General features: G+C 70.0%; 15 protein-coding genes. 3 read left to right on the forward strand and 12 right to left on the reverse strand.

All coding sequences use genetic code 11. The features are described 5' to 3' along the window. Positions 1-83: 83 nt before the first annotated feature. The 10 genes from HBB12_RS14725 to rpmH form a co-directional block, all read right to left on the reverse strand. The gene (locus HBB12_RS14725; RefSeq protein WP_236990038.1) at positions 84-1,769 is read right to left on the reverse strand and encodes a methyl-accepting chemotaxis protein; all 1,686 of its coding nucleotides are present in this window, start codon (positions 1,767-1,769) and stop codon (positions 84-86) included. Between the two features lie 535 nt (positions 1,770-2,304). Then, entirely contained in the window at positions 2,305-3,015 is a 711-nt protein-coding gene (gene pgl, locus HBB12_RS14730) for a 6-phosphogluconolactonase (RefSeq protein ID WP_236990039.1), read from the reverse strand. Continuing rightward, positions 3,012-4,544 carry a glucose-6-phosphate dehydrogenase gene (gene zwf, locus HBB12_RS14735; RefSeq protein WP_236990040.1) on the reverse strand — a complete coding sequence of 511 codons (1,533 nt, stop codon included), beginning with the start codon at positions 4,542-4,544 and terminating at the stop codon, positions 3,012-3,014. Before zwf ends, pgl begins: the two co-directional genes overlap by 4 nt. Further along, the gene (gene gnd / locus HBB12_RS14740; RefSeq protein ID WP_236990041.1) at positions 4,541-5,515 is read right to left on the reverse strand and encodes a phosphogluconate dehydrogenase (NAD(+)-dependent, decarboxylating); all 975 of its coding nucleotides are present in this window, start codon (positions 5,513-5,515) and stop codon (positions 4,541-4,543) included. The genes zwf and gnd overlap by 4 nt, the downstream gene beginning before the upstream one ends. Before the next feature lie 334 nt (positions 5,516-5,849). Beyond that, complete coding sequence (locus HBB12_RS14745; protein WP_236990042.1) at positions 5,850-8,681, reverse strand: bifunctional transaldolase/phosoglucose isomerase; 2,832 nt, start codon at positions 8,679-8,681, stop codon at positions 5,850-5,852. Positions 8,682-8,797: 116 nt separating this feature from the next. Next, positions 8,798-9,169 (reverse strand): DUF423 domain-containing protein, encoded by a 372-nt coding sequence (locus tag HBB12_RS14750; protein WP_236990043.1) that lies wholly within the window; start codon positions 9,167-9,169, stop codon positions 8,798-8,800. Continuing rightward, positions 9,169-9,840 (reverse strand): ribosome biogenesis GTP-binding protein YihA/YsxC, encoded by a 672-nt coding sequence (gene yihA, locus HBB12_RS14755; RefSeq protein WP_236990044.1) that lies wholly within the window; start codon positions 9,838-9,840, stop codon positions 9,169-9,171. The genes HBB12_RS14750 and yihA overlap by 1 nt, the downstream gene beginning before the upstream one ends. Positions 9,841-9,853: 13 nt before the next feature. Beyond that, a complete protein-coding gene (gene yidC, locus HBB12_RS14760; RefSeq protein WP_236990045.1) occupies positions 9,854-11,704 on the reverse strand; it encodes a membrane protein insertase YidC in 1,851 nt (616 codons plus the stop codon). A 111-nt stretch (positions 11,705-11,815) separates the two neighbouring features. Beyond that, positions 11,816-12,295 carry a ribonuclease P protein component gene (locus HBB12_RS14765; RefSeq protein WP_236990046.1) on the reverse strand — a complete coding sequence of 160 codons (480 nt, stop codon included), beginning with the start codon at positions 12,293-12,295 and terminating at the stop codon, positions 11,816-11,818. Positions 12,296-12,341: 46 nt separating this feature from the next. Further along, on the reverse strand, positions 12,342-12,476 hold the full coding sequence (gene rpmH / locus HBB12_RS14770) for a 50S ribosomal protein L34 (RefSeq protein ID WP_010300405.1): 135 nt from the start codon (positions 12,474-12,476) through the stop codon (positions 12,342-12,344). A 208-nt stretch (positions 12,477-12,684) separates the two neighbouring features. Between rpmH and HBB12_RS14775 the strand changes: the two genes are divergently transcribed. Then, entirely contained in the window at positions 12,685-12,876 is a 192-nt protein-coding gene (locus HBB12_RS14775) for a DUF1192 domain-containing protein (protein WP_236990047.1), read from the forward strand. 418 nt (positions 12,877-13,294) lie between these two features. Here HBB12_RS14775 and thpR read toward each other — a convergent pair whose 3' ends face one another. Further along, positions 13,295-13,849: an RNA 2',3'-cyclic phosphodiesterase gene (gene thpR, locus HBB12_RS14780; RefSeq protein ID WP_236990048.1), complete on the reverse strand. Its 555-nt coding sequence runs from the start codon at positions 13,847-13,849 to the stop codon at positions 13,295-13,297. A gap of 52 nt (positions 13,850-13,901) precedes the next feature. Beyond that, the gene (locus tag HBB12_RS14785) at positions 13,902-14,525 is read right to left on the reverse strand and encodes an arylesterase (RefSeq protein WP_236990049.1); all 624 of its coding nucleotides are present in this window, start codon (positions 14,523-14,525) and stop codon (positions 13,902-13,904) included. A gap of 174 nt (positions 14,526-14,699) precedes the next feature. On the opposite strand from HBB12_RS14785, the gene HBB12_RS14790 reads away from it, so the two are divergent. Both HBB12_RS14790 and HBB12_RS14795 read left to right on the forward strand, forming a co-directional pair. Continuing rightward, a complete protein-coding gene (locus HBB12_RS14790; protein WP_236990050.1) occupies positions 14,700-15,395 on the forward strand; it encodes an ABC transporter ATP-binding protein in 696 nt (231 codons plus the stop codon). Positions 15,396-15,399: 4 nt separating this feature from the next. After that, entirely contained in the window at positions 15,400-17,997 is a 2,598-nt protein-coding gene (locus HBB12_RS14795) for an ABC transporter permease (protein WP_236990051.1), read from the forward strand. The last annotated feature ends 77 nt before the right edge of the window (positions 17,998-18,074 follow it).

Raw genomic sequence — 18,074 nt, forward strand, 5'->3', positions numbered from 1 at the left:
CGACCGCCCCGGGATTGGGTGACGCACGAAAAGGGGCCCGACCGCAGCGCGATCGGGCCCTTCTTTCTGGCCGCCGCCAAGGTTCAGGCCGCCTTGACCCGCCCGAGGAAGCTCGTCACCTCGTGCCGCAGCATCTCCGATTGACGTGACAGCTCCTGCGCGGCGCCCAGGACCTGGGAGGCCGCCTGGCTGGTCTGACCGGCGCCGTCGCGCACGCCGGCGATGTTGCCGGTGACCTGCTCGGTGCCGCGGGCCGCCTGCTGCACGTTACGGGTGATCTCCTGCACGGCGCTGCCCTGCTCCTCCATCGCCGCCGCGATGCTGGCGGCGTAGGTCGACATGTCCTCGATCACCTTGGCGATCTGGCGGATGTCGCCCACCGTCGCGCGGGTCGCCTCCTGGATCTCGCCGATCCGGGCGCCGATCTCGTCGGTGGCCTTGCCGGTCTGGCCGGCGAGTTCCTTCACTTCCGCGGCGACGACGGCGAAGCCGCGCCCCGCCGCACCGGCCCGCGCCGCCTCGATGGTGGCGTTGAGCGCGAGCAGGTTGGTCTGGCTGGCGATGCTCGACACGGTGGCGACGAAGTCGTTGATCCGCTCCGCCGTCCCGGCGAGGCGCTGCACCGTCGCGTTGGTGCGCGCGGCATCCTCCACCGCGCGGGCGGCGATGCGGGACGATTGGTTGACCTGCTGGACGATCTCCTGGATCGAGGCGGTCATCTCCTCGCTGGCCGCCGCGACCGTCTGGACGTTCGCGGAGGTCTGCGACGCGGCGCCCGCCACCGTCACGGTCTGGCGGGTCGTCTCCTCGGCCACGTCGGTCATGGAGCGTGCCGTCGCCTCCATCTCGGTGGCGGCGCCGGCAAGGCCGGCGGTAAGGCCCGACACCGTCTGCTCGAACGCCCGCGCCAGGTCGTCGACGAGGCGGGCGCGGCGCATCCGGGCCTCGTCCTCGGCGGCCTGGGCGGCGGCCAGCCTGTCCGCCTCGATGGCGTTCCGGCGAAACACCTCGACGGCCCGCGCCATGGCGCCGACCTCGTCGCCGCGCTCCACACCCGCGACCACGATCGACTTGTCGCCTTGCGCCAGCCGCTGCATCAGCGCGGCCATCGCCCGCAGCGGCATCGCCAGGGTGCGCGAGACCATCAGGGCCATCACGGCGGCGATCAGCAGGCTCGCGGCGACGCCGAGGAGGTTCATCAGGTCGGCGAGGCCGAAGGTGCGCTCCTGCGCCCGCTCGCGCACGGTCATCAGGTCGTCCTCGACCTTGCGGATCTCCGCCGCCTTCGCGCGCAGGGCATCCATGGCCGCCTTGCCGGCTCCCTTCGCTTCGATGGCGCGGGCCTGGTCGCGGGTGCCCGCATCGCCCATCAGGGCGATTTCCCGCTCGGCGACGTCCTGCATCCAGCGTCGCGCCTCCCGGTCGAGCGCGTCGAGGCGCACCTGCTGCGCGGGGTTGTCGGCGGTCAGACGCTTGGCCTCGGCAAAGGCGGTCCGGTAGGCCTGCTGCCCCTCGCTGTAGGGGGCGAGGAAGTGCTGATCGGCCGAGACCAGATAGCCGCGCAGGCCTGTCTCCTGATTGAGCATCCCGGACACTATATCGTCGACGGCATGGAGCACGGCCTGCGTATGCCCAGTCCAGTGGTTGCGCTCCTTGATCGACTGAAAGCTCCAGTAATTCAGGGCGTTGACCGTCAGGGTGACGGCCACCAGGCTGCCGAACGCGACGGTCAGTTTGGGGACGATCTTGAGATTGTTGAGCGCGCGCATCGGGCCTGCTCGCAAGGACAGCCCTTGGGAGCTGCCGGTGGGTCGGTTACGCAGATCTGCGTCCGTCCACCTTGGCGATGAGTCGTTAAGATCGATTCATTGTTGACGCTTTTGCGTTCAGGTTACTGTTATGGAGCAAATTGTATCAATCAAAGGTTGCAATTGGGCGCTCATGCAGAAACCGTGAAATAAAGGGCGCGCCCTGTCATCACCAATACATAGCTGTCATACCAATGGCCCAGGATGCTGACGCATCGGGCCATTGATACAACTCGAATTTTCGATTTCAAGCCAGAGGCTCGGCAAAAATTCGAGAACGGAACCAAAGATCGTTTCCAACGACCGTTGGTATCAGACGTTGGAATGCCCGCGCCTCACGATGCGGGCCGAGGTCTGATTTCACGGACGAAAATGCCCGTACCTGCATCTCGCGTGGGCATGCCGAAACCCCACCGGACGGGGCGCGGCGCCGACATGACCCAATGGCAGCATGCTCGCGCCTGCGTTGTGTCGTGGATGCCGGCGCCTGCGCCCGTCAGACCGCCGCGTCCCGATCGAGCAGCCACACGGTCTCGCCCCAGGCCTTTGCGTGTCCCGACGGCAGGTCCTCACCGGAGGCGAGGCGGGACAGGGGTGCCCGCTTGCCCGCGCCGGTGACCAGGAACAGGATCAGCGGCGTGGCGCCGAGCGCCGAAAGGGTCAGGCTCACCCGCGGCACGAAGGGGCTAAGACCCGCCTCCGGTACCGCCACCACCCAGGCCGCCGCCTCCCGCGCCTCGGGCTTGCCCGGAAACAGCGAGGCGGTGTGGCCGTCCTCGCCGAGCCCGAGGAGGACGAGGTCGAACAGGGGCCGGGCGGGGTCGAGCCGATCGGCGCCGTACCAGGCCCGCAACTCCGCCGCGTAAGCGGCGGCGCAGGCCTGCGGGGTCCGGTCGGTCGGGATCGGGTGCAGGTGGCCGTCGGGGACGAGGTCGCCGAAGGCGTCTTCCGTCAGCCGCCGGTTGCTGCCGGCCTCCGGCCCGTCACCGACGCGCTCGTCGCCGAAGAACCAGTGCAGGCGCTCCCACGGGAGGCGGTCGCGAAACTCCGGCCCGGCGAGCAGCCGGTAGAGAAGCTTCGGGGTCGAGCCGCCCGACAGGCAGATCCCGATCCGGTCCGGCTTGGCCCCCGCCACCGCGACCAGCCGCTCGGCCGCCGCCCGGGCGACCGCGTCGGGATCGGGCAGCACCTCGTGATGCCCGGTCATGACTGGTGCTCCAGCGAGCGCCAGGCCCGGCCGTCGCGGGTCAGGAGTTCGTCCGCCTCCTTCGGCCCGGCGGTGCCGGCCTCGTAGGGCAGGGTGGCGAGCGTGCCCGAGGCCGCGGCATCGAGGATCGGCTGGACGATGCGCCAGCCGGCCTCGATCATGTCGGCGCGCTGGAACAGCGTCGGGTCGCCGATCATCGCGTCGTAGATCAGCGTCTCGTAGCCGGTGCTCGGCTCGGTCTTGAAGTAGTCCTTGTAGCAGAACCTCATGTCGACGCTGCCGAGCCGCACCGCCGGGCCCGGAATCTTGGCACCGAATTGCAGCGAGATGCCCTCGTCGGGCTGCAATTGCAGCACCAGCCAGTTCGGCACGTCCTCGCGAACGTTGGTGCCCTTGAACAGCGACAGCGGCGCCTGCTTGAAGCGGATGGCGATCTCGGTGTCGCGCCGGGTCATCGCCTTGCCGGTGCGTAGGTAGAACGGCACCCCGGCCCAGCGCCAGTTGTCGATGCCGAGCTTGAGGGCCACGAAGGTCTCGGTGTCGGAGTCGTGGGCGACGTCCGGCTCCTCGCGGTAATCCTTGACGGCCTTGCCCTGGACCTCGCCCGCAACGTAGCGGCCCCGCACCGCATCCTCGACTTTGGCCGAGGGGGTGGCGAGCAGCACCTCCTCTTTCTTGTCGCGCACGGCCTCGGCCTCGAACGAGATCGGCGGCTCCATGGCGACCAGCGTGTAGAGCTGGAACAGGTGATTGGGCACCATGTCGCGCAAGGCGCCGGTGGCCTCGTAGAACTTCCCCCGTCCCTCGACGCCCACCGTTTCCGCGACGGTGATCTGGACGTGATCGATGTGGTCGCGGTTCCACAACGGCTCGAACAGGCCGTTGCCGAACCGGAACGCCATGATGTTCTGCACCGTCTCCTTGCCGAGGAAGTGGTCGATGCGAAAGACCTGGTCCTCGGACAGGACCTTCAGGATGTCGGCATCGAGCTTTTCCGCGGATGGAAGGTCGTGGCCGAACGGCTTCTCGATGATGACCCGGCGCCAGCGATCCTCACCCTGTTCGGTCAGCCCGGCCTCGCCGAGCTTGGCGATGGTCGACCCGAACAGGCCGGCGGCGACCGCGAGGTAGAACAGGACGTTGCCACCATCCTGCTTGCCCGACACCTCGGCGATGGCCCGCTTCAGCTCCTCGAACGAGGCCGCCTCCGACAGGTCGCCCGAGCGGTAATGGACCCGCCCGACGAGGTCGCTCCACACGCCTTCGTCGAATCCGCCGCCGCCGGCCTCACCGCCCTTTGCGGTGAGGAAGCCGCGCACGGTCTCGCTCAGCTCGGAGCGGAACTCCTCCGAGGACATCTCCGACCGGCTGACGCCGATCACGGAAAAGTCCTGCGGCAAGAGGCCCCAGCGGCCGAGATTGTAGAGTGCCGGCATCAGCAGCCGGTGGGTGAGGTCGCCGGTCGCCCCGAAGATCACCAGGGTGCAGGCGGGCGGGGGCGCGGCCCCCTCGGCCATGGCGGAGGTCATTTCGGCTCCTGGTGGCCGCCGAAGCCCTTGCGCATCGCCGAGAGCAGCTTGTCGGCGTAGGTCGCCTCCTGGCGCGAGCGGAAGCGGGCGTAGAGCGCGGCCGACAGGACGTGGGCCGGGATGGCCTCCTCGATCGCGGCGTTCAGCGTCCAGCGGCCCTCGCCCGAATCGGCGACGTGGCCCGAGAAGGCGTCGAGGTTCTCGTCGCCGGCGAGCGCTGTAGCGGTGAGGTCGAGGAGCCAGGACGAGACCACGCTGCCCCGGCGCCAGACCTCGGCGATGTCGCCGATGTTGAGGTCGAAGCGCTGCGCCTCCGGCAGCTCCGTCGAGTTGGCGTGCTTGAGGATGTCGAAGCCCTCGGCATAGGCCTGCATCAGGCCGTACTCGATGCCGTTGTGGATCATCTTGACGAAGTGGCCGGCGCCGCTCGGCCCGGCATGGATGTAGCCGTGCTCGGCGCGGGAATCGCGGCCGTCGCGGCCCGGGGTGCGCGGCACCTCGCCGAGGCCGGGCGCGAGTGTCGAGAAGATTGGGTCGAGCCGGTCGACGGCTGCCTTGTGGCCGCCGATCATCATGCAGTAGCCGCGCTCCAGGCCCCAGACGCCGCCCGACGTGCCGACATCGACGTAGTGCAGGCCCTTCGCGTCGAGGGCGGCGGCGCGACGGATGTCGTCCTTGTAGAACGAGTTGCCGCCGTCGATGATCACGTCGTCCGGCTGCATCAGGCCGGCGATCGTCATCACCGTGACTTCGGTCGGGTCGCCCGCCGGCAGCATCACCCAGGCGGTGCGGGGCAATTCGAGCTTCGCGACGAAATCCTCGAGGCTGTCGGCGCCGACTGCCCCCTCCTGCACCAGGGCCGCGACGGCCTTGGGATCCTGGTCGAACACCACGGCCGTGTGCCCGTTGCGCAGGAGCCGTCGGACGATGTTGCCGCCCATCCGACCGAGACCGACCATGCCGAGTTGCATCGTGTCACTCCTCGCCGGCGAGGCCGGGGCCGGCGGCCCGTGGGCGTGGGGGCCCGTCAAACGTTCAGCAGTGGCCCTCTCTCCCGCAAGCCAAACTGTTCACACGCTGCATTCCGCACCCACTCCCGCTTCAAGGCGAAGCGCTTCCCCTCACCCTTGTGGGGAGGGGCTAGGGGTGGGGGTGGTGCCAGAGAAAGCTGAGCGGTGCCTTCTGCACCACCCCCACCCCCTGACCCCTCCCCACAAGGGGGAGGGGAGAGCGCTCACCCAGAAAAGCAGGTGCAATGGCGTCGTGTTGGTTAGTCGGCCCGAGAGAGGAGCCCTCGCGCTAGCCCTAACTAAGCGCCGACTTCAGCCGGTCGAGCCCCTTGGCCACATCGCCCTTGATGTGGACGCGCAAGGCCCGCCGCCCCCGCTCGGACAGCACGCCGAAATCGCCTCGCGCCTGCGCGGCGATCACCGTGGCAAAGCCCAGGCTACGGCCGGGAATGGCGAGGTCCGGCGCCTCCGAGGTGATCTGGAGGAAGACGCCGCTATCGGGCCCACCCTTGTAGGCCTGGCCGGTCGAGTGCAGGAAGCGCGGCCCGAACTCGGCGCAGGTCGCGACGTGCTTGGCGTCGCGAAGCGCCAGCCGGGCCTCCTGAAGCGCCGCCTGGTGCTCCGGATTGCGGGTGACGTAGGCGAGCAGCGCGACGTAGTCGCCGGTTCCGATGCGCCCGGCTTGCGCCTTGATCCAGCTCACCGGATCGGAGCCCGCACCCGCCTTGCGCAAGGCCTCGGCATTGGCCGCATCGGTGTAGAGCGCGAAGGTCTCGTCCTCGGCCACCGGCGTCTCGGAGGGCAGTGCGCCGTCCTTCTCGGCGGCGGAGAACAGCTCGCGGGTCTTGATCTTGCTCGCCTCGACGTCGGGCTGGTCGAACGGGTTGATGCCGAGCACCGCGCCCGCCACCGCCGTGGCGATCTCGAAGCGGAAGAATTCCTGCGGCAGGCTCCGCTTCGAGGCGAGGCTGATCCGCACCACCGGGTGGCCGGCCTCCTCCAGGGCCTCGACCGCGGCATCCTGGGCGGCATCGGCGCCCTCGTCGAGGCGCAAGTACACGAAGACCCGGTCCGACCCGTAGGCGGACGCTGCCGCCAGGGGCTCGTTCTCGATCGGGATCAGGCCCTTACCCTGCTTGCCGGTCGATTCGGCGATCAGCTGCTCGGCCCAGGCGCCGAAGGTGTCGATGCCCTTCGATGCGACGAGCGTGACCTTGTCGCGCCCCTGTTCCGTCGCGGCCTTGCCCAGCACCAGGCCGAGCTGCACGCCCGGGTTCAGGTCCGGCGGCACGTCGGAGCCGCAGGAGCGCACCATGGTGCGGGCGCTCTCCAGGAAGGCCTTCACGTCGAGGCCCATGGCGGCGGCCGGCACCAGGCCGAAGGCCGAGAGCACGGAGTAGCGTCCACCGATCTGCTTCACGCCGTAGAAGATGCGCCGGAAGCCGTCGTCCTTCGCCGCCTTCTCCATCGCCGAGCCCGGATCGGTCACGGCGACGAAGTGGCGGCCGGCCTTGTCGTGCCCGACCACGTCGCGCATCCGGCCGAGGAAGTAATCGCGGAAGACGTTGGGTTCGAGGGTGGAGCCCGACTTCGAGGCGACGATGAACAGGGTGCGTTCCAGGTTCACCGCGGCCTCGACCGCCCGGACCTCGTCCGGATCGGTCGAATCGAGGATGCGCAGGCGCGGGAAGCCGGGCTGCTGGCCGAAGGTCTCGGCCAGAACCTCCGGGCCGAGGCTGGAGCCGCCCATGCCGAGCACGACCGCATCGGTGAAGCCCTCCTGCTTCACCTCAGCCGCGAAGGCGGCGTAGTCGGCGGCCTTCTTCGACTCGTCCTCCACGATGGTGAGCCAGCCGAGCCATTGCGCCTCGTCGGCGCCGCTCCAAACGCTCGCGTCGCGCTGCCACAGGCGGCGCACCAGGCCGTCCTTGCGCCAGGTCTCGATTGCCTGCTTCACCGGTTCGTCGAGGCTGCCGAGCGCGAGCGCCTGCCGATCGAGACCGTTCCCCAGAAACTTCTGGCGCTTGCCGGCGACGGCGCCCAGCACCTTGTCGGCGGCATCGACGAAGAGCTGCACGCCCTCCTCGACGAGCTGGCGCGCCACCGCGTCGATATCGATGCCGGCCTTGGCGAGATGGGCCATCACCCGCTCGGCCTCGTCGACTCCGTCCTCCAGGCTCGCCCGGACTTTTCCGTGATCGCGGAAGGCGTCCATCGTCGCCGGCGGGATGGTGTTGACGGTGTTGGGGCCGATCAGCTCCTCGACGTAGAGCACGTCGGAATAGGCCTTGTTCTTCACGCCGGTGGAGGCCCAGAGCAGGCGCTGCGGATGGGCGCCCTTGGTCGAAAGCTTTTGCCAGCGGTCCCCGGCGAACAGGCGCTTGTAGCGCTGATAGGCGAGCTTGGCGTTGGCGATCGCCACCTTGCCCTTGAGGCCTTCGAGGGCCGCCTTCTCGTCCGGATCGTTGGCCGCCGCGATCTTCTCGTCGAGGAGCTTGTCGACCGCCGCGTCGATGCGGCTGATGAAGAAGCTCGCCACGCTGGCGACCCGGCCGATGTCGCCGCCGCTCGCTGCAAACTTTTCCAGGCCGTCGATATAGGCGTTCGCCACGTCCTCGTAGGCGCCTTGGGCGAAGAGCAGCGTGACGTTGATGTTGATGCCGTCCGCCGTGAGGTCGCGGATCGCCGGGATACCCTCCGGGGTGGCGGGCACCTTCACCATCAGGTTGTCGCGGGCCACCGCCTTGTGGAGGCGGCGCGCCTCCTCCAGCGTCTCGGCGGTGTTCAGCGCCAGGTACGGCGACACTTCGAGGCTGACGAAGCCGTCCTGGCCGCCGCTCGCCTCGTAGACCGGGCGCAGCACGTCGGCCGCCGCCTGGATGTCGGCGATGGCCAGTCCCTCGTAGAGATCGATCACCCGCTGGTCGCCGGCCGCCTTGATCGCGTCGTCGTACTCGTCCGAGTGGCCGATCGCCTTCTCGAAGATCGCCGGGTTCGAGGTCACCCCGCGCAGGCCGTCCTCGTCGACCAGGCGCTTGAGCCCACCGTCCTGGACGAAGCCCCGGGCGACGAAATCGAGCCAGACGGCCTGGTCCTGTTCGGCGTGCAGCGTCTTGAGCGGGTTCATGCCTGCGGTCTCCGCGTGTTTGCCGCAGATGTGGACCGGAAGTGGCCGCTGTCCAGGGGGGAGAGAGGCGAGAAGCTTGGCCGTTCGCGTGAAAAGCGTGCGGATCTTCGCTTACGTCACCGCCGCGCGGGTCCGAGCGCCGCGCCGGCGACCAAGACCCAGCCGAGGATCAGGACCATGCCGCCGCTCGGTGCCGCCATCGGGAAGAGCGGCTGCTGCAGGAAGGCCCGGACCGCGAGGTCGCCGGAGAACAGCGCGAGGCCGAGGGACAGGGCGAAGCCCGCCGCCCGGACCACGACCGGATGGGCCCGCCCGCTGCCGGCCAGACACGCGAGGGCGAGCAGGGCAGGGGCGTGGAACAGCAGGAACTGCGCGGCCGTGGCGAGGCTCGTCGCCCCGGCGATATGGGCCGCCGCCGCCGACAACCCGACGCCGAGCGCGCCGGCAATGCCGGCAAGCGCCAGGAGCCCCCGGTCGGCCGGATGCATCACGCTTCCCCTCGCTCGGAGAGCAGACGGGCGATGCTGGCGCGCAGGTCGGTGACGCCGTCATCGGTGCGGCTCGAGGTCAGGATGATCTCCGGATAGGCCGCCGGCCGCCGGGCGATCGCCGCCTTCGTCGCGTCGAGCCGGGCCTTGATCTCGTGCTTCTTGAGCGCGTCCGACTTGGTGAGCACGATCTGGTAGGAGACCGCGGCCTTGTCGAGCCCGTCCAGCACCTCGGCGTCGTTCGGCTTGATGCCGTGGCGCGAGTCGATCAGCACGTAGACCCGGGCGAGGTTGGCCCGGCCGCGCAGGTAGGAGTGGATCAGCTCGGTCCAGGCCGCGACCTTCGCCTTCTCGACCGCGGCATAGCCGTAGCCCGGCATGTCGACGAGGACGAGCTTGCCGCCGCCCACGTCGAAGAAGTTCAGCTGCTGGGTGCGCCCCGGCGTGTGCGAGGTGCGGGCGAGCGCGTTGCGGCCCGTCAGCGCGTTGATCAGGCTCGACTTGCCGACGTTGGACCGGCCCGCGAAGGCGATCTCGTGCCCCCGCATCGGCGGCAGGATCTCGAGCTTGTCGGCGGCGTAGAAGAAGTCGGCGGAGCCGGCGAAGAGCAGCCGCCCTGCTTCGCGCAGGGCGGCCTCCTTCTCGGCCTCGGTCTGAGACTGGTCCTGCATCGGTTCTGGACCCTCAGCCCTTGGCCTTCGCGGCCTTCGGGCGTGAGAATGTCGAGCGCAGGTTGTCCCAGAGCTCCACCTTCACCCCGTTGCGCCGCATGATCACGTATTGCTGGATCACCGACAGGGTGTTGTTCCACGCCCAGTAGATCACCAGGCCGGCCGGGAACGAGCCGAGCATGAAGGTGAAGATGATGGGCATGAAGGTGAAGACCTGGGCCTGGACCGGGTCCGGCGGCGCGGGGTTCATCTTCATCTGCACGAACATCGTCACGCCCATGATGAGCGGCCAGATGCCGAGGTGGAGGAAGTCCGGCGGAGTGTAGGGCAGGAGGCCGAACAGGTTGAACACCGAGGTCGGGTCCGGCGCCGCGAGGTCGCGGATCCAGCCGAAGAACGGCGCGTGCCGCATCTCGATGGTGACGAACAGCACCTTGTAGAGCGAGAAGAAGACCGGGATTTGCACCAGCACCGGCCAGCAGCCGGCGACCGGGTTGATCTTCTCCTTCTTGTACAGCTCCATCATCGCCTGCTGCTGCTTCACCTTGTCGTCGGCGTAGCGCTCGCGGATGGCGGTCATTTCCGGCTGGACGGCCTTCATCTTGGCCATCGAGACGTAGGAGCGGTTGGCGATCGGCAGGAACAGCAGCTTCAGCAGGAAGGTGACGACCAGGATCGACACGCCGAAATTGCCGAACAGATGGTAGAAGAAGTCCAGCGCCTTGAACATCGGCTTGGTGATGAAGTAGAACCATCCCCAATCGATCAAGAGGTCGAAGCGCTTGATGCCGAGCGACTTCTCGTAGCCGTCGATGGTGCCGACCTCCTTGGCGCCGGCGAAGAGATGCTGCTGCGCCTCGATGCTGGCGCCGGGGGCGAGCGACTTGGCGTCGCCGAGGCTGCTCGCCTGGTAGACCTTGGTGGCGCCCTCGTCGCGCTCGGTGAACGAGCCGGTATAGGGGGCCTTCTGGTCGGGAATCGCGGTGGCGGCCCAGTACTTGTCGGTGATGCCGAGGAAGCCGCCGGTCACGCCGGTCCAGGACTGGCCGCGGGTGCCGGGGGCGCCGAGCGGGTTGTCCTTGGCGAGCTTGTCGTAGGTGACTTCCTGCAGGCCCTTGTCGCCGAGCACGCCGATCATGCCCTCGTGCAGGACGTAGTAGCCCTGGGTGTGCGGCTTGCCCCAGCGCGAGACGAGGCCGTACGGGTAGAGGGTGACGGCGGTGCCGCCCTTGTTCTCGACCGCATCGGCGACCGTGAACATGAACTTGTCGTCGACCGAGATGGTGCGGCGGAAGGTGAGGCCGGCACCGTTGTCCCAGGTCAGCACCAGGGGCTTCTGCGGCGTCAGCACGTCGCCCTCGGCGGTCCACAGCGTGTCGCCGGTCGGCAGCGCCGAGGCGCCTTGCCCGGCTGCACCCTGACCCACCCAGCCGAACTCGGCGTAGTACGGGTTGGCCGAGCCGGTGGGCGAGAGCAGCACGATGCGCGGCGAGGAATTGTCCACGGTCTCGTGGTAGTTCTTCAGCGACACGTCGTCGATGCGGCCGCCCTTGAGAGCGATCGAGCCGGCGAGCGCCGGGGTGTCGATGCGCACCCGCGGCGAGCGGGCGAGCGCCTCATCGCGGGTCGCCGCGAGCGCCGGGCTGCCGCCGGGCGCGCCCGGCAGGGTGCCGGGGACCGGAGCCGCGGGACCGCCCTCGCGGGGGCTCGCCGCCGGACCGTCCTTCGCGGCCTGCGCCTGCTTGGCGGCCTGCTCCTGACGCTGGCGCTCGACCTGCGGCGCGCTGACGAAGTAGTTCCAGCCGAGCAGCACCGCCAGCGACAGCGCGACGGCGATGATCATGTTCGTCTTGTCGTTACCCATGGACCCGCGACGCCTGCCGCCAAAAGAGCGGGACCGAGGGCGGGCCTGGCAGCCCGCATCCCGGCCCTCACGACCAACACGACGAGGCGATTCCGGCTGCCCGGGATCGCCTCATGAATTCCGTTCCGGGGACCTCGCCGCTGGAGCCTGTCCCGGCTTGCTCGAGCCCGTTTTCCCTCGCCCGCGCCCGGGCTTCGCGCCCTCGGCGGAAGGCGGCTTCGGGCCGCGGGGCTTCGTCACCACGCCGAGGGCCTGGGCGACATCCTCGACCAGCTGGGCGAAGGGCGCCGCCAGGGCGTCGCGCCGGCCGATCAGCACCACGTCGGCCGCTTTGTCCCGCTGCGCCGGCCCGGCCTGCTCCGCCGCGAGCCGGGCCGCGACCTTGAGGCGGCGGCGGATCCGGTTGCGCTCGGTGGCGTGGCCCTCGCGCTTCGTCACGGTGAAGCCCACGCGCAGGCCGCCCGGCGGTCCATCGTCCCGCAGGCGGCCCTGTGCCGTCAGGCGCTCGGTATGGAAACGGCGGCCCTTGGCCGCCGCCAGATAGTCCGGGCGCCGGGTGATCCGGCCGATCGGCGGCGAAGCACCGGTCATCGCGGTACTCCGGTCAACGCGGCGCTTGCGGGCACCGCGAGGCGCCTTACGCCGACAAGCGCTTGCGGCCGCGGGCGCGGCGGGCGGCGATCACCTTGCGGCCGCCGACGGTGGCCATGCGGGCACGGAAGCCGTGGCGGCGCTTGCGCACGAGCTTCGACGGTTGATAGGTTCTCTTCACGGCTCGTTCTCCGAAGGCCGGGGCCGGCCCCGCGCGTCGCGCTGCCGAGGCCCTCGTGGTCCAGAATGTCTTGGCGAAAGCGAACCGCGCCCGAATTGGGGCGCGGTCACGTCGCGCCGGTGTATGGCGGAATGGTCCCCGCGAGTCAATCGCGTTAAGGATCGCCCGGAGAGCGCCGCGGGGCGCCCGCGCACCGAGGGAGACGCCGATGTTCGACGACGCCGAGAGCCGGAAGCCGGTGCACGCCGCCCATCAGATCGGCCAGGACCTCGCCGCCCTGTCCGTCTCCGATCTCGACGAGCGGATCGCGTCCCTGCGCCGGGAGATCGCCCGGCTCGAGGAGGACAAGCGGCGCAAGCAGGCTTCGCAGGAAGCGGCCCGGGCGGTGTTCAAGTTCTGACCCGGGGCGGGGTGCGGTCGGGATGTCCCGCTTCGGGGCGTCGGCGCGGAAGCGGTGTGCCAGGTGGCTGACCGGCGGTCGATTCAGGATCGTCCTTTCACGGCATCCGGCAGGGCCGGTTTGAAAGCGCGCGCTCTTCCTCTCTCCGCGGGCGCCGGGTGCGCAGGATGAGGGGGGCCGAGAGAGGAATCCTGCGCGACGTCCGTTCCCTCGACCGTCCTACGGCCGGCGGTCAGGCTCATCCTGGTCCGGTGGGCGGGACGAGGAACGATCGCGAGATGAGGAAGCGCCCACGCCAAGTTCGTAAGGTGGAGGTGAACGGCGTGGGCGCGTGCCTCTCGGGGAGGACAGTAACCCGATCCTATACCGGTTCGATTGTACCGCCATCGCCACTTCGGGGGAGCCGGTCGCCCGGCCCTCACGCCTGCGCGTCGTCGGAGAGCGGATAGGCCGCTTCCACCACATAGGGTCCGCCGCCGACCGAGTCCCGCGCCGAGTACAGCGCCACCCGCCGCGCCGTGAACGCGATCCGCGGGAAGACCGGTTGCACCGCCAGGTATTGCGCCACCCCGTCCGGGCCGGCGCCGCGCTTGAGCCGGGCCAGGGTGACGTGAGGCGTGAAGCGCCGCGTGTCGGGCGCGACGCCGAGCTGGCGCAGGATGCGCTCGTGCTCGGCCTGCAACTCGGCGAGGTCGGGATCGGGTACGACGCGGGCGAACAGTGCGTGCGGCTTCTCGCCGCCGAACACCGCCAGTTCGTCGAGGACGAGGGTGAGGGGCGGGCGGGGCCGAAGATCGGCCAGGGCCTCGGTGATCTCCTCGGCGAGCCCGCCCTCGACGTCGCCGATGAAGCGCAAGGTGACGTGGTAATCGGCGGGCTCGACCCAGCGGGCGCCGGGCAGCCCGCCCCGGAAGGCGCTCAAGCCCAGCCCGGTCTCGGGCGGGACCTCGATCCCGGTGAACAGGCGCGGCATTGATTCTGGACCTCTTGGATTCTGGACCTTTTGGATTCCGGACTTCTCGGGCTCAGGCCCCCTTGCGCAGGCGCGTCAGGAACGTCTCGACGCTCGGCAGGATGCCGGCGACGATTATGGCGACCCCGTCCTTGGTCGGGTGCAGGCCGTCCGGCAGCGTGAGGCTGCGGTCGCCCGCGACGCCGTCGAGGAAGAACGGGTAGAGGACGAGGCCGTCGCGCTCGGCCAGACGGGGATAGATCGCGTCGAAGCGCTTGCCGTAATCGGGCCCGAGATTCGGCGCCGCCCGCATCCCGGCGAGCATCACCGGGATGCCGCGGGCCTTCAGCCGCGCGACGATCGCCGCGAGGGCTTTTTCGGTGACCGCCGGGTCGGTGCCGCGCAGCATGTCGTTGGCGCCGAGTTCCAGGATCACCCCATCGGTTCCATCCGGCACCGACCAGTCGACCCGGTCGAGCCCGCCGGTCGCGGTGTCGCCGGAGACGCCCGCATTGGCGACCGCGACCGAATGACCACGCGCCTTGAGCGCCGCTTCGAGCTGGACCGGGAAGGCGGCGGCTGCCGGCAGGCCGTAGCCCGCCGTGAGGCTGTCGCCGAGCGCGACGAGGTTCAGGGGGCGGGCCTTCGCGGGGCCGGGGGGGGCGTCCTGCGCATGGAGCGGCGTCACGAGGGTCATCAGCAGCGAAACGATCAGAAATGCGAGTGCCGCGCGGCGGCCATCTTGGCGAACCACCAAGGCACGGCCCATATCGGGCCGGCGGGCCGCCCGTGCTGCGTAGGTTCGTCCCAACACGTCACCTCCGGCGGCGGCCCTTAAGTGGCCGCCGCGCTACAGATCGGCTTTTCCCTCATGACCGACAAGGCCACCGGACCGGCGATCGCGCTCGACGGCGTCGATCTCAGCCTCGGCCGCGGCGCTGCCCGGGTCCACATCCTCAAGGGGATCTCGCTCAGCGTCGCGCCGGGGGAGGCGGTCGGCCTCGTCGGTCCCTCGGGCTCGGGCAAGTCGACCCTGCTGATGACCATGGCGGGGCTGGAGCGGCCGGATTCGGGGAAGGTCGTGGTCGAGGGCACCGACCTCGCCGGGCTCGACGAGGATGCGCTCGCGCGGTTCCGCGGCCGGCGCATCGGCATCGTGTTCCAGTCCTTCCACCTCGTGCCGACCATGACGGCGCTCGAGAACGTCGCGCTGCCGCTCGAACTCGCCGACGCGCCGGATGCGCACGCGCGGGCGTCGCGGGAACTCGAGGCGGTCGGGCTCGGCCACCGGCTGCACCATTACCCGGCCCAGCTCTCCGGCGGCGAGCAGCAGCGCGTCGCCATCGCCCGTGCGGTGGCGCCGGAACCGGCGATCCTGGTGGCCGACGAGCCGACCGGCAATCTCGACGAGGCGACCGGCGCCCAGATCGTCGACCTGCTGTTTGCCCTCAAGCGCGACCGCGGCGCCACCCTGGTGCTGGTCACCCACGATCCCGGCCTCGCCCGCCTGTGCGACCGCACGGTGCGCCTGCGCTCGGGGTTGATCGACATGGCCGTGAGCGCCTGATCCCATGCACGGCAACTTTCCCAAGCTTCCCTTGCCCAAACTCCCCGGCGGGACGCCCGGTCGGCCGTCGCGCCTGCCGCTGACCCTGCGCCTCGCGCTCCGCGAATTGCGCGGGGGCTTGCGCGGCTTCACGGTGCTGCTCGCCTGCATCGCCATCGGGGTCGCCACCATCGCGGGCGTCGCCTCGTTGTCGCGCTCGCTCTCCGACGGGCTCGCCCGCGAAGGGCGAAAGATCCTCGGCGGCGACGTCACCTTCGGGCTGATCCACCGCGAGGCGAGCCCGCAGGAGAGAGCGTTCCTGGACTCGCGCGGCCGGGTCTCGGTCGCGGGCTTCACCCGCGCCATGGCCTCGGCCGGGGACAAGGGCGCGGCTTTGGTCGAGCTGAAGGCGGTCGGGCCCGACTACCCGGCGGTCGGCGCGCTGACGACCGAGCCCTCGATGCCGCCCTCCGCCATCTTCGCCGCCCGCGATGGCATCTATGGCGCCGCCGCCGATCCGGCGCTCCTCGCCCGCCTCGACCTCAAGCTCGGCGACCGGCTCACGGTCGGCGGCGCCGAGATCGCGCTGCGCACGGTGCTGGTCAGCGAACCGGACAAGATCGCCGGCGGCATCGGCTTCGGGCCGCGCCTGATGGTGTCGCTCGATGCGCTCAAGGCCTCGGGCCTGGTCCAGCCCGGCAGCCTCAACCGCTTCGTCTACCGGGTGATGCTGCCTCAAGGCGACGACGCGGCGGTCGAAAAGACCATGGCCGATGCCCGCGCCGCCCTGCCGGAGGCCGGCTGGGAGATCCGCTCGCGGCTCAACGCCGATCCGCGCTTCGCCCGCAGCATCGAGCGCTTCACCCAGTTCCTCACGCTCGTCGGCCTCACCGCGCTTCTCGTCGGTGGCGTCGGCGTCGCCAATGCGGTGCGGGCCTTCGTCGAGCGCAAGCGCGCCTCGATCGCGACCCTCAAGAGCCTCGGTGCTCCCGGGAGCCAGGTGGTCGGCATCTACCTGACGCAGGTGATGCTGATCGCCGGGATCGGCATCGCCTCTGGCCTCGTGATCGGCGCCGTACTGCCCTTCGCGCTCGATGCCGCGTTCGGATCGCTGCTCCCCTTGCCGCTCGACCCGACGCTGGCGCCGGGGGAACTGGTGGTCGCGGCCCTGTACGGCGCGCTGACCGCGCTCGCCTTCGCGATCGGGCCGCTCGGCCGCGCCCACGACGTCGCGGTGTCCGGACTTTTCCGCGATACGGTCGATCCCGACCGGCGCTGGCCTCGGCCGCTCTATCTCGGCATCCTCGGCCTCGCGCTCGCCGGCCTCGTCGGGCTGGCGCTCGCCACCGCCTACGATCGCGGCGTGGCGCTGATCTTCATCGCGGCTTCGGGCCTCGCCTTCGGGCTCCTGCGCCTCGTCGCCCTCGGGCTGATGGCGCTCGCCCGCCGCCTGCCGCGCCCGACCCGCGCCGCGCCGCGTCTGGCGCTCGCCAATCTCCACCGGCCGGGCGCACTGACGCCGTCGATCGTGCTGTCGCTCGGCCTCGGCATCACGCTGCTGGTGGCCTTGAGCCTGATCGACGCCAACATCACCCGGACCCTGACCCGATCGCTGCCCGCCAAGGCGCCGAGCCTGTTCTTCCTCGACATCCCGAGCCGCGATGCGGACGCGTTCGACCAGTTCCTCGGACGGGCCGCGCCGCTGGCCAAGATCGAGCGGGTGCCGATGATGCGCGGGCGGATCACGGCGCTCAACGGCGTGCCGGCCGGCCAGATCAAGGCCGGCGAGGACGCCGCCTGGGTGCTCGACGGCGACCGCGGCATCACCTACGCCGATGATCTGCCGGACGGCTCCACGATCACCTCCGGCCGGTGGTGGAAGGGCGAGGAGGCGACAAAGCCGCTCGTCTCCTTTGACGACCAGCTCGCCCGCAGCCTGAAGCTCAAGGTCGGGGACAGCGTCACCGTCAACGTGCTCGGGCGCAGCCTGACCGTCACCATCGCCAACCTGCGCCACGTCGAATGGCGCAACCTCGGCATCAACTTCGTGATGGTGTTCTCGCCCGGCACTTTCCGGGGCGCGCCGCATAGCGACCTCGCGACGCTCACCCTGCCCGAGGGACCGGATCCCGCCCTCGAAGCCCGGATCCTGCGCGACGCGGCCAGGGAGTTCCCCTCGGTGAGCAGCGTGCGGGTCAAGGACGCGCTCGATGCGGTCAACGACCTCGTGGCCAAGCTCGTCTTCGCGATCCGCGGCGCCAGCGGGGTCGCGGTGGCGACGAGCCTGTTCGTGCTGGCCGGCGCGCTCGCCGCCGGCCACCGGGCTCGGCTCTACGACGCGGTGGTGCTCAAGACCCTCGGCGCCACCCGGGCGCGGCTGCTCTCCGCCTACACGATGGAATACGGTGCCCTCGGCCTCGCCACCGCCGTCTTCGGCCTCGTCGCCGGGACGCTGGCGGGCTGGGTGATCCTCACCAAGGTGATGCATCTCGATTTCGCCCTCGATCTCTCGGGGGCGTTGCTCGCGGCGCTTCTGGCGGTCGTCGTGGCGGTGGGGCTCGGGCTCGCCGGGACCTGGCGCATCCTCGGGCAGAAGCCGGCGCAGTACCTACGAAATCTGTAGGAATGTTAATCCTTCGCATTCCCTGCGGCGGATTGACCTTGGGTTTTTGCGGGATCCGACGGAAGTCGGATCCCCTC

This window comes from Methylobacterium sp. SyP6R, from assembly GCF_019216885.1.
Taxonomy (GTDB): Bacteria; Pseudomonadota; Alphaproteobacteria; order Rhizobiales; family Beijerinckiaceae; genus Methylobacterium.

What these genes read in the sequence shown, in the direction of transcription:
- pgl (WP_236990039.1), bottom strand. Translation starts at nt 3,015, where the DNA reads ATGACCGGGCATCACGAGGTGCTGCCCGATCCCGACGCGGTCGCCCGG.
- zwf (WP_236990040.1), bottom strand. Translation starts at nt 4,544, where the DNA reads ATGACCTCCGCCATGGCCGAGGGGGCCGCGCCCCCGCCCGCCTGCACC.
- HBB12_RS14795 (WP_236990051.1), top strand. Translation starts at nt 15,400, where the DNA reads ATGCACGGCAACTTTCCCAAGCTTCCCTTGCCCAAACTCCCCGGCGGG.
- HBB12_RS14750 (WP_236990043.1), bottom strand. Translation starts at nt 9,169, where the DNA reads ATGCATCCGGCCGACCGGGGGCTCCTGGCGCTTGCCGGCATTGCCGGC.
- HBB12_RS14725 (WP_236990038.1), bottom strand. Translation starts at nt 1,769, where the DNA reads ATGCGCGCGCTCAACAATCTCAAGATCGTCCCCAAACTGACCGTCGCG.
- thpR (WP_236990048.1), bottom strand. Translation starts at nt 13,849, where the DNA reads ATGCCGCGCCTGTTCACCGGGATCGAGGTCCCGCCCGAGACCGGGCTG.
- yihA (WP_236990044.1), bottom strand. Translation starts at nt 9,840, where the DNA reads ATGCAGGACCAGTCTCAGACCGAGGCCGAGAAGGAGGCCGCCCTGCGC.
- HBB12_RS14790 (WP_236990050.1), top strand. Translation starts at nt 14,700, where the DNA reads ATGACCGACAAGGCCACCGGACCGGCGATCGCGCTCGACGGCGTCGAT.
- HBB12_RS14765 (WP_236990046.1), bottom strand. Translation starts at nt 12,295, where the DNA reads ATGACCGGTGCTTCGCCGCCGATCGGCCGGATCACCCGGCGCCCGGAC.
- HBB12_RS14775 (WP_236990047.1), top strand. Translation starts at nt 12,685, where the DNA reads ATGTTCGACGACGCCGAGAGCCGGAAGCCGGTGCACGCCGCCCATCAG.
- HBB12_RS14745 (WP_236990042.1), bottom strand. Translation starts at nt 8,681, where the DNA reads ATGAACCCGCTCAAGACGCTGCACGCCGAACAGGACCAGGCCGTCTGG.
- HBB12_RS14785 (WP_236990049.1), bottom strand. Translation starts at nt 14,525, where the DNA reads ATGACCCTCGTGACGCCGCTCCATGCGCAGGACGCCCCCCCCGGCCCC.
- gnd (WP_236990041.1), bottom strand. Translation starts at nt 5,515, where the DNA reads ATGCAACTCGGCATGGTCGGTCTCGGTCGGATGGGCGGCAACATCGTC.
- yidC (WP_236990045.1), bottom strand. Translation starts at nt 11,704, where the DNA reads ATGGGTAACGACAAGACGAACATGATCATCGCCGTCGCGCTGTCGCTG.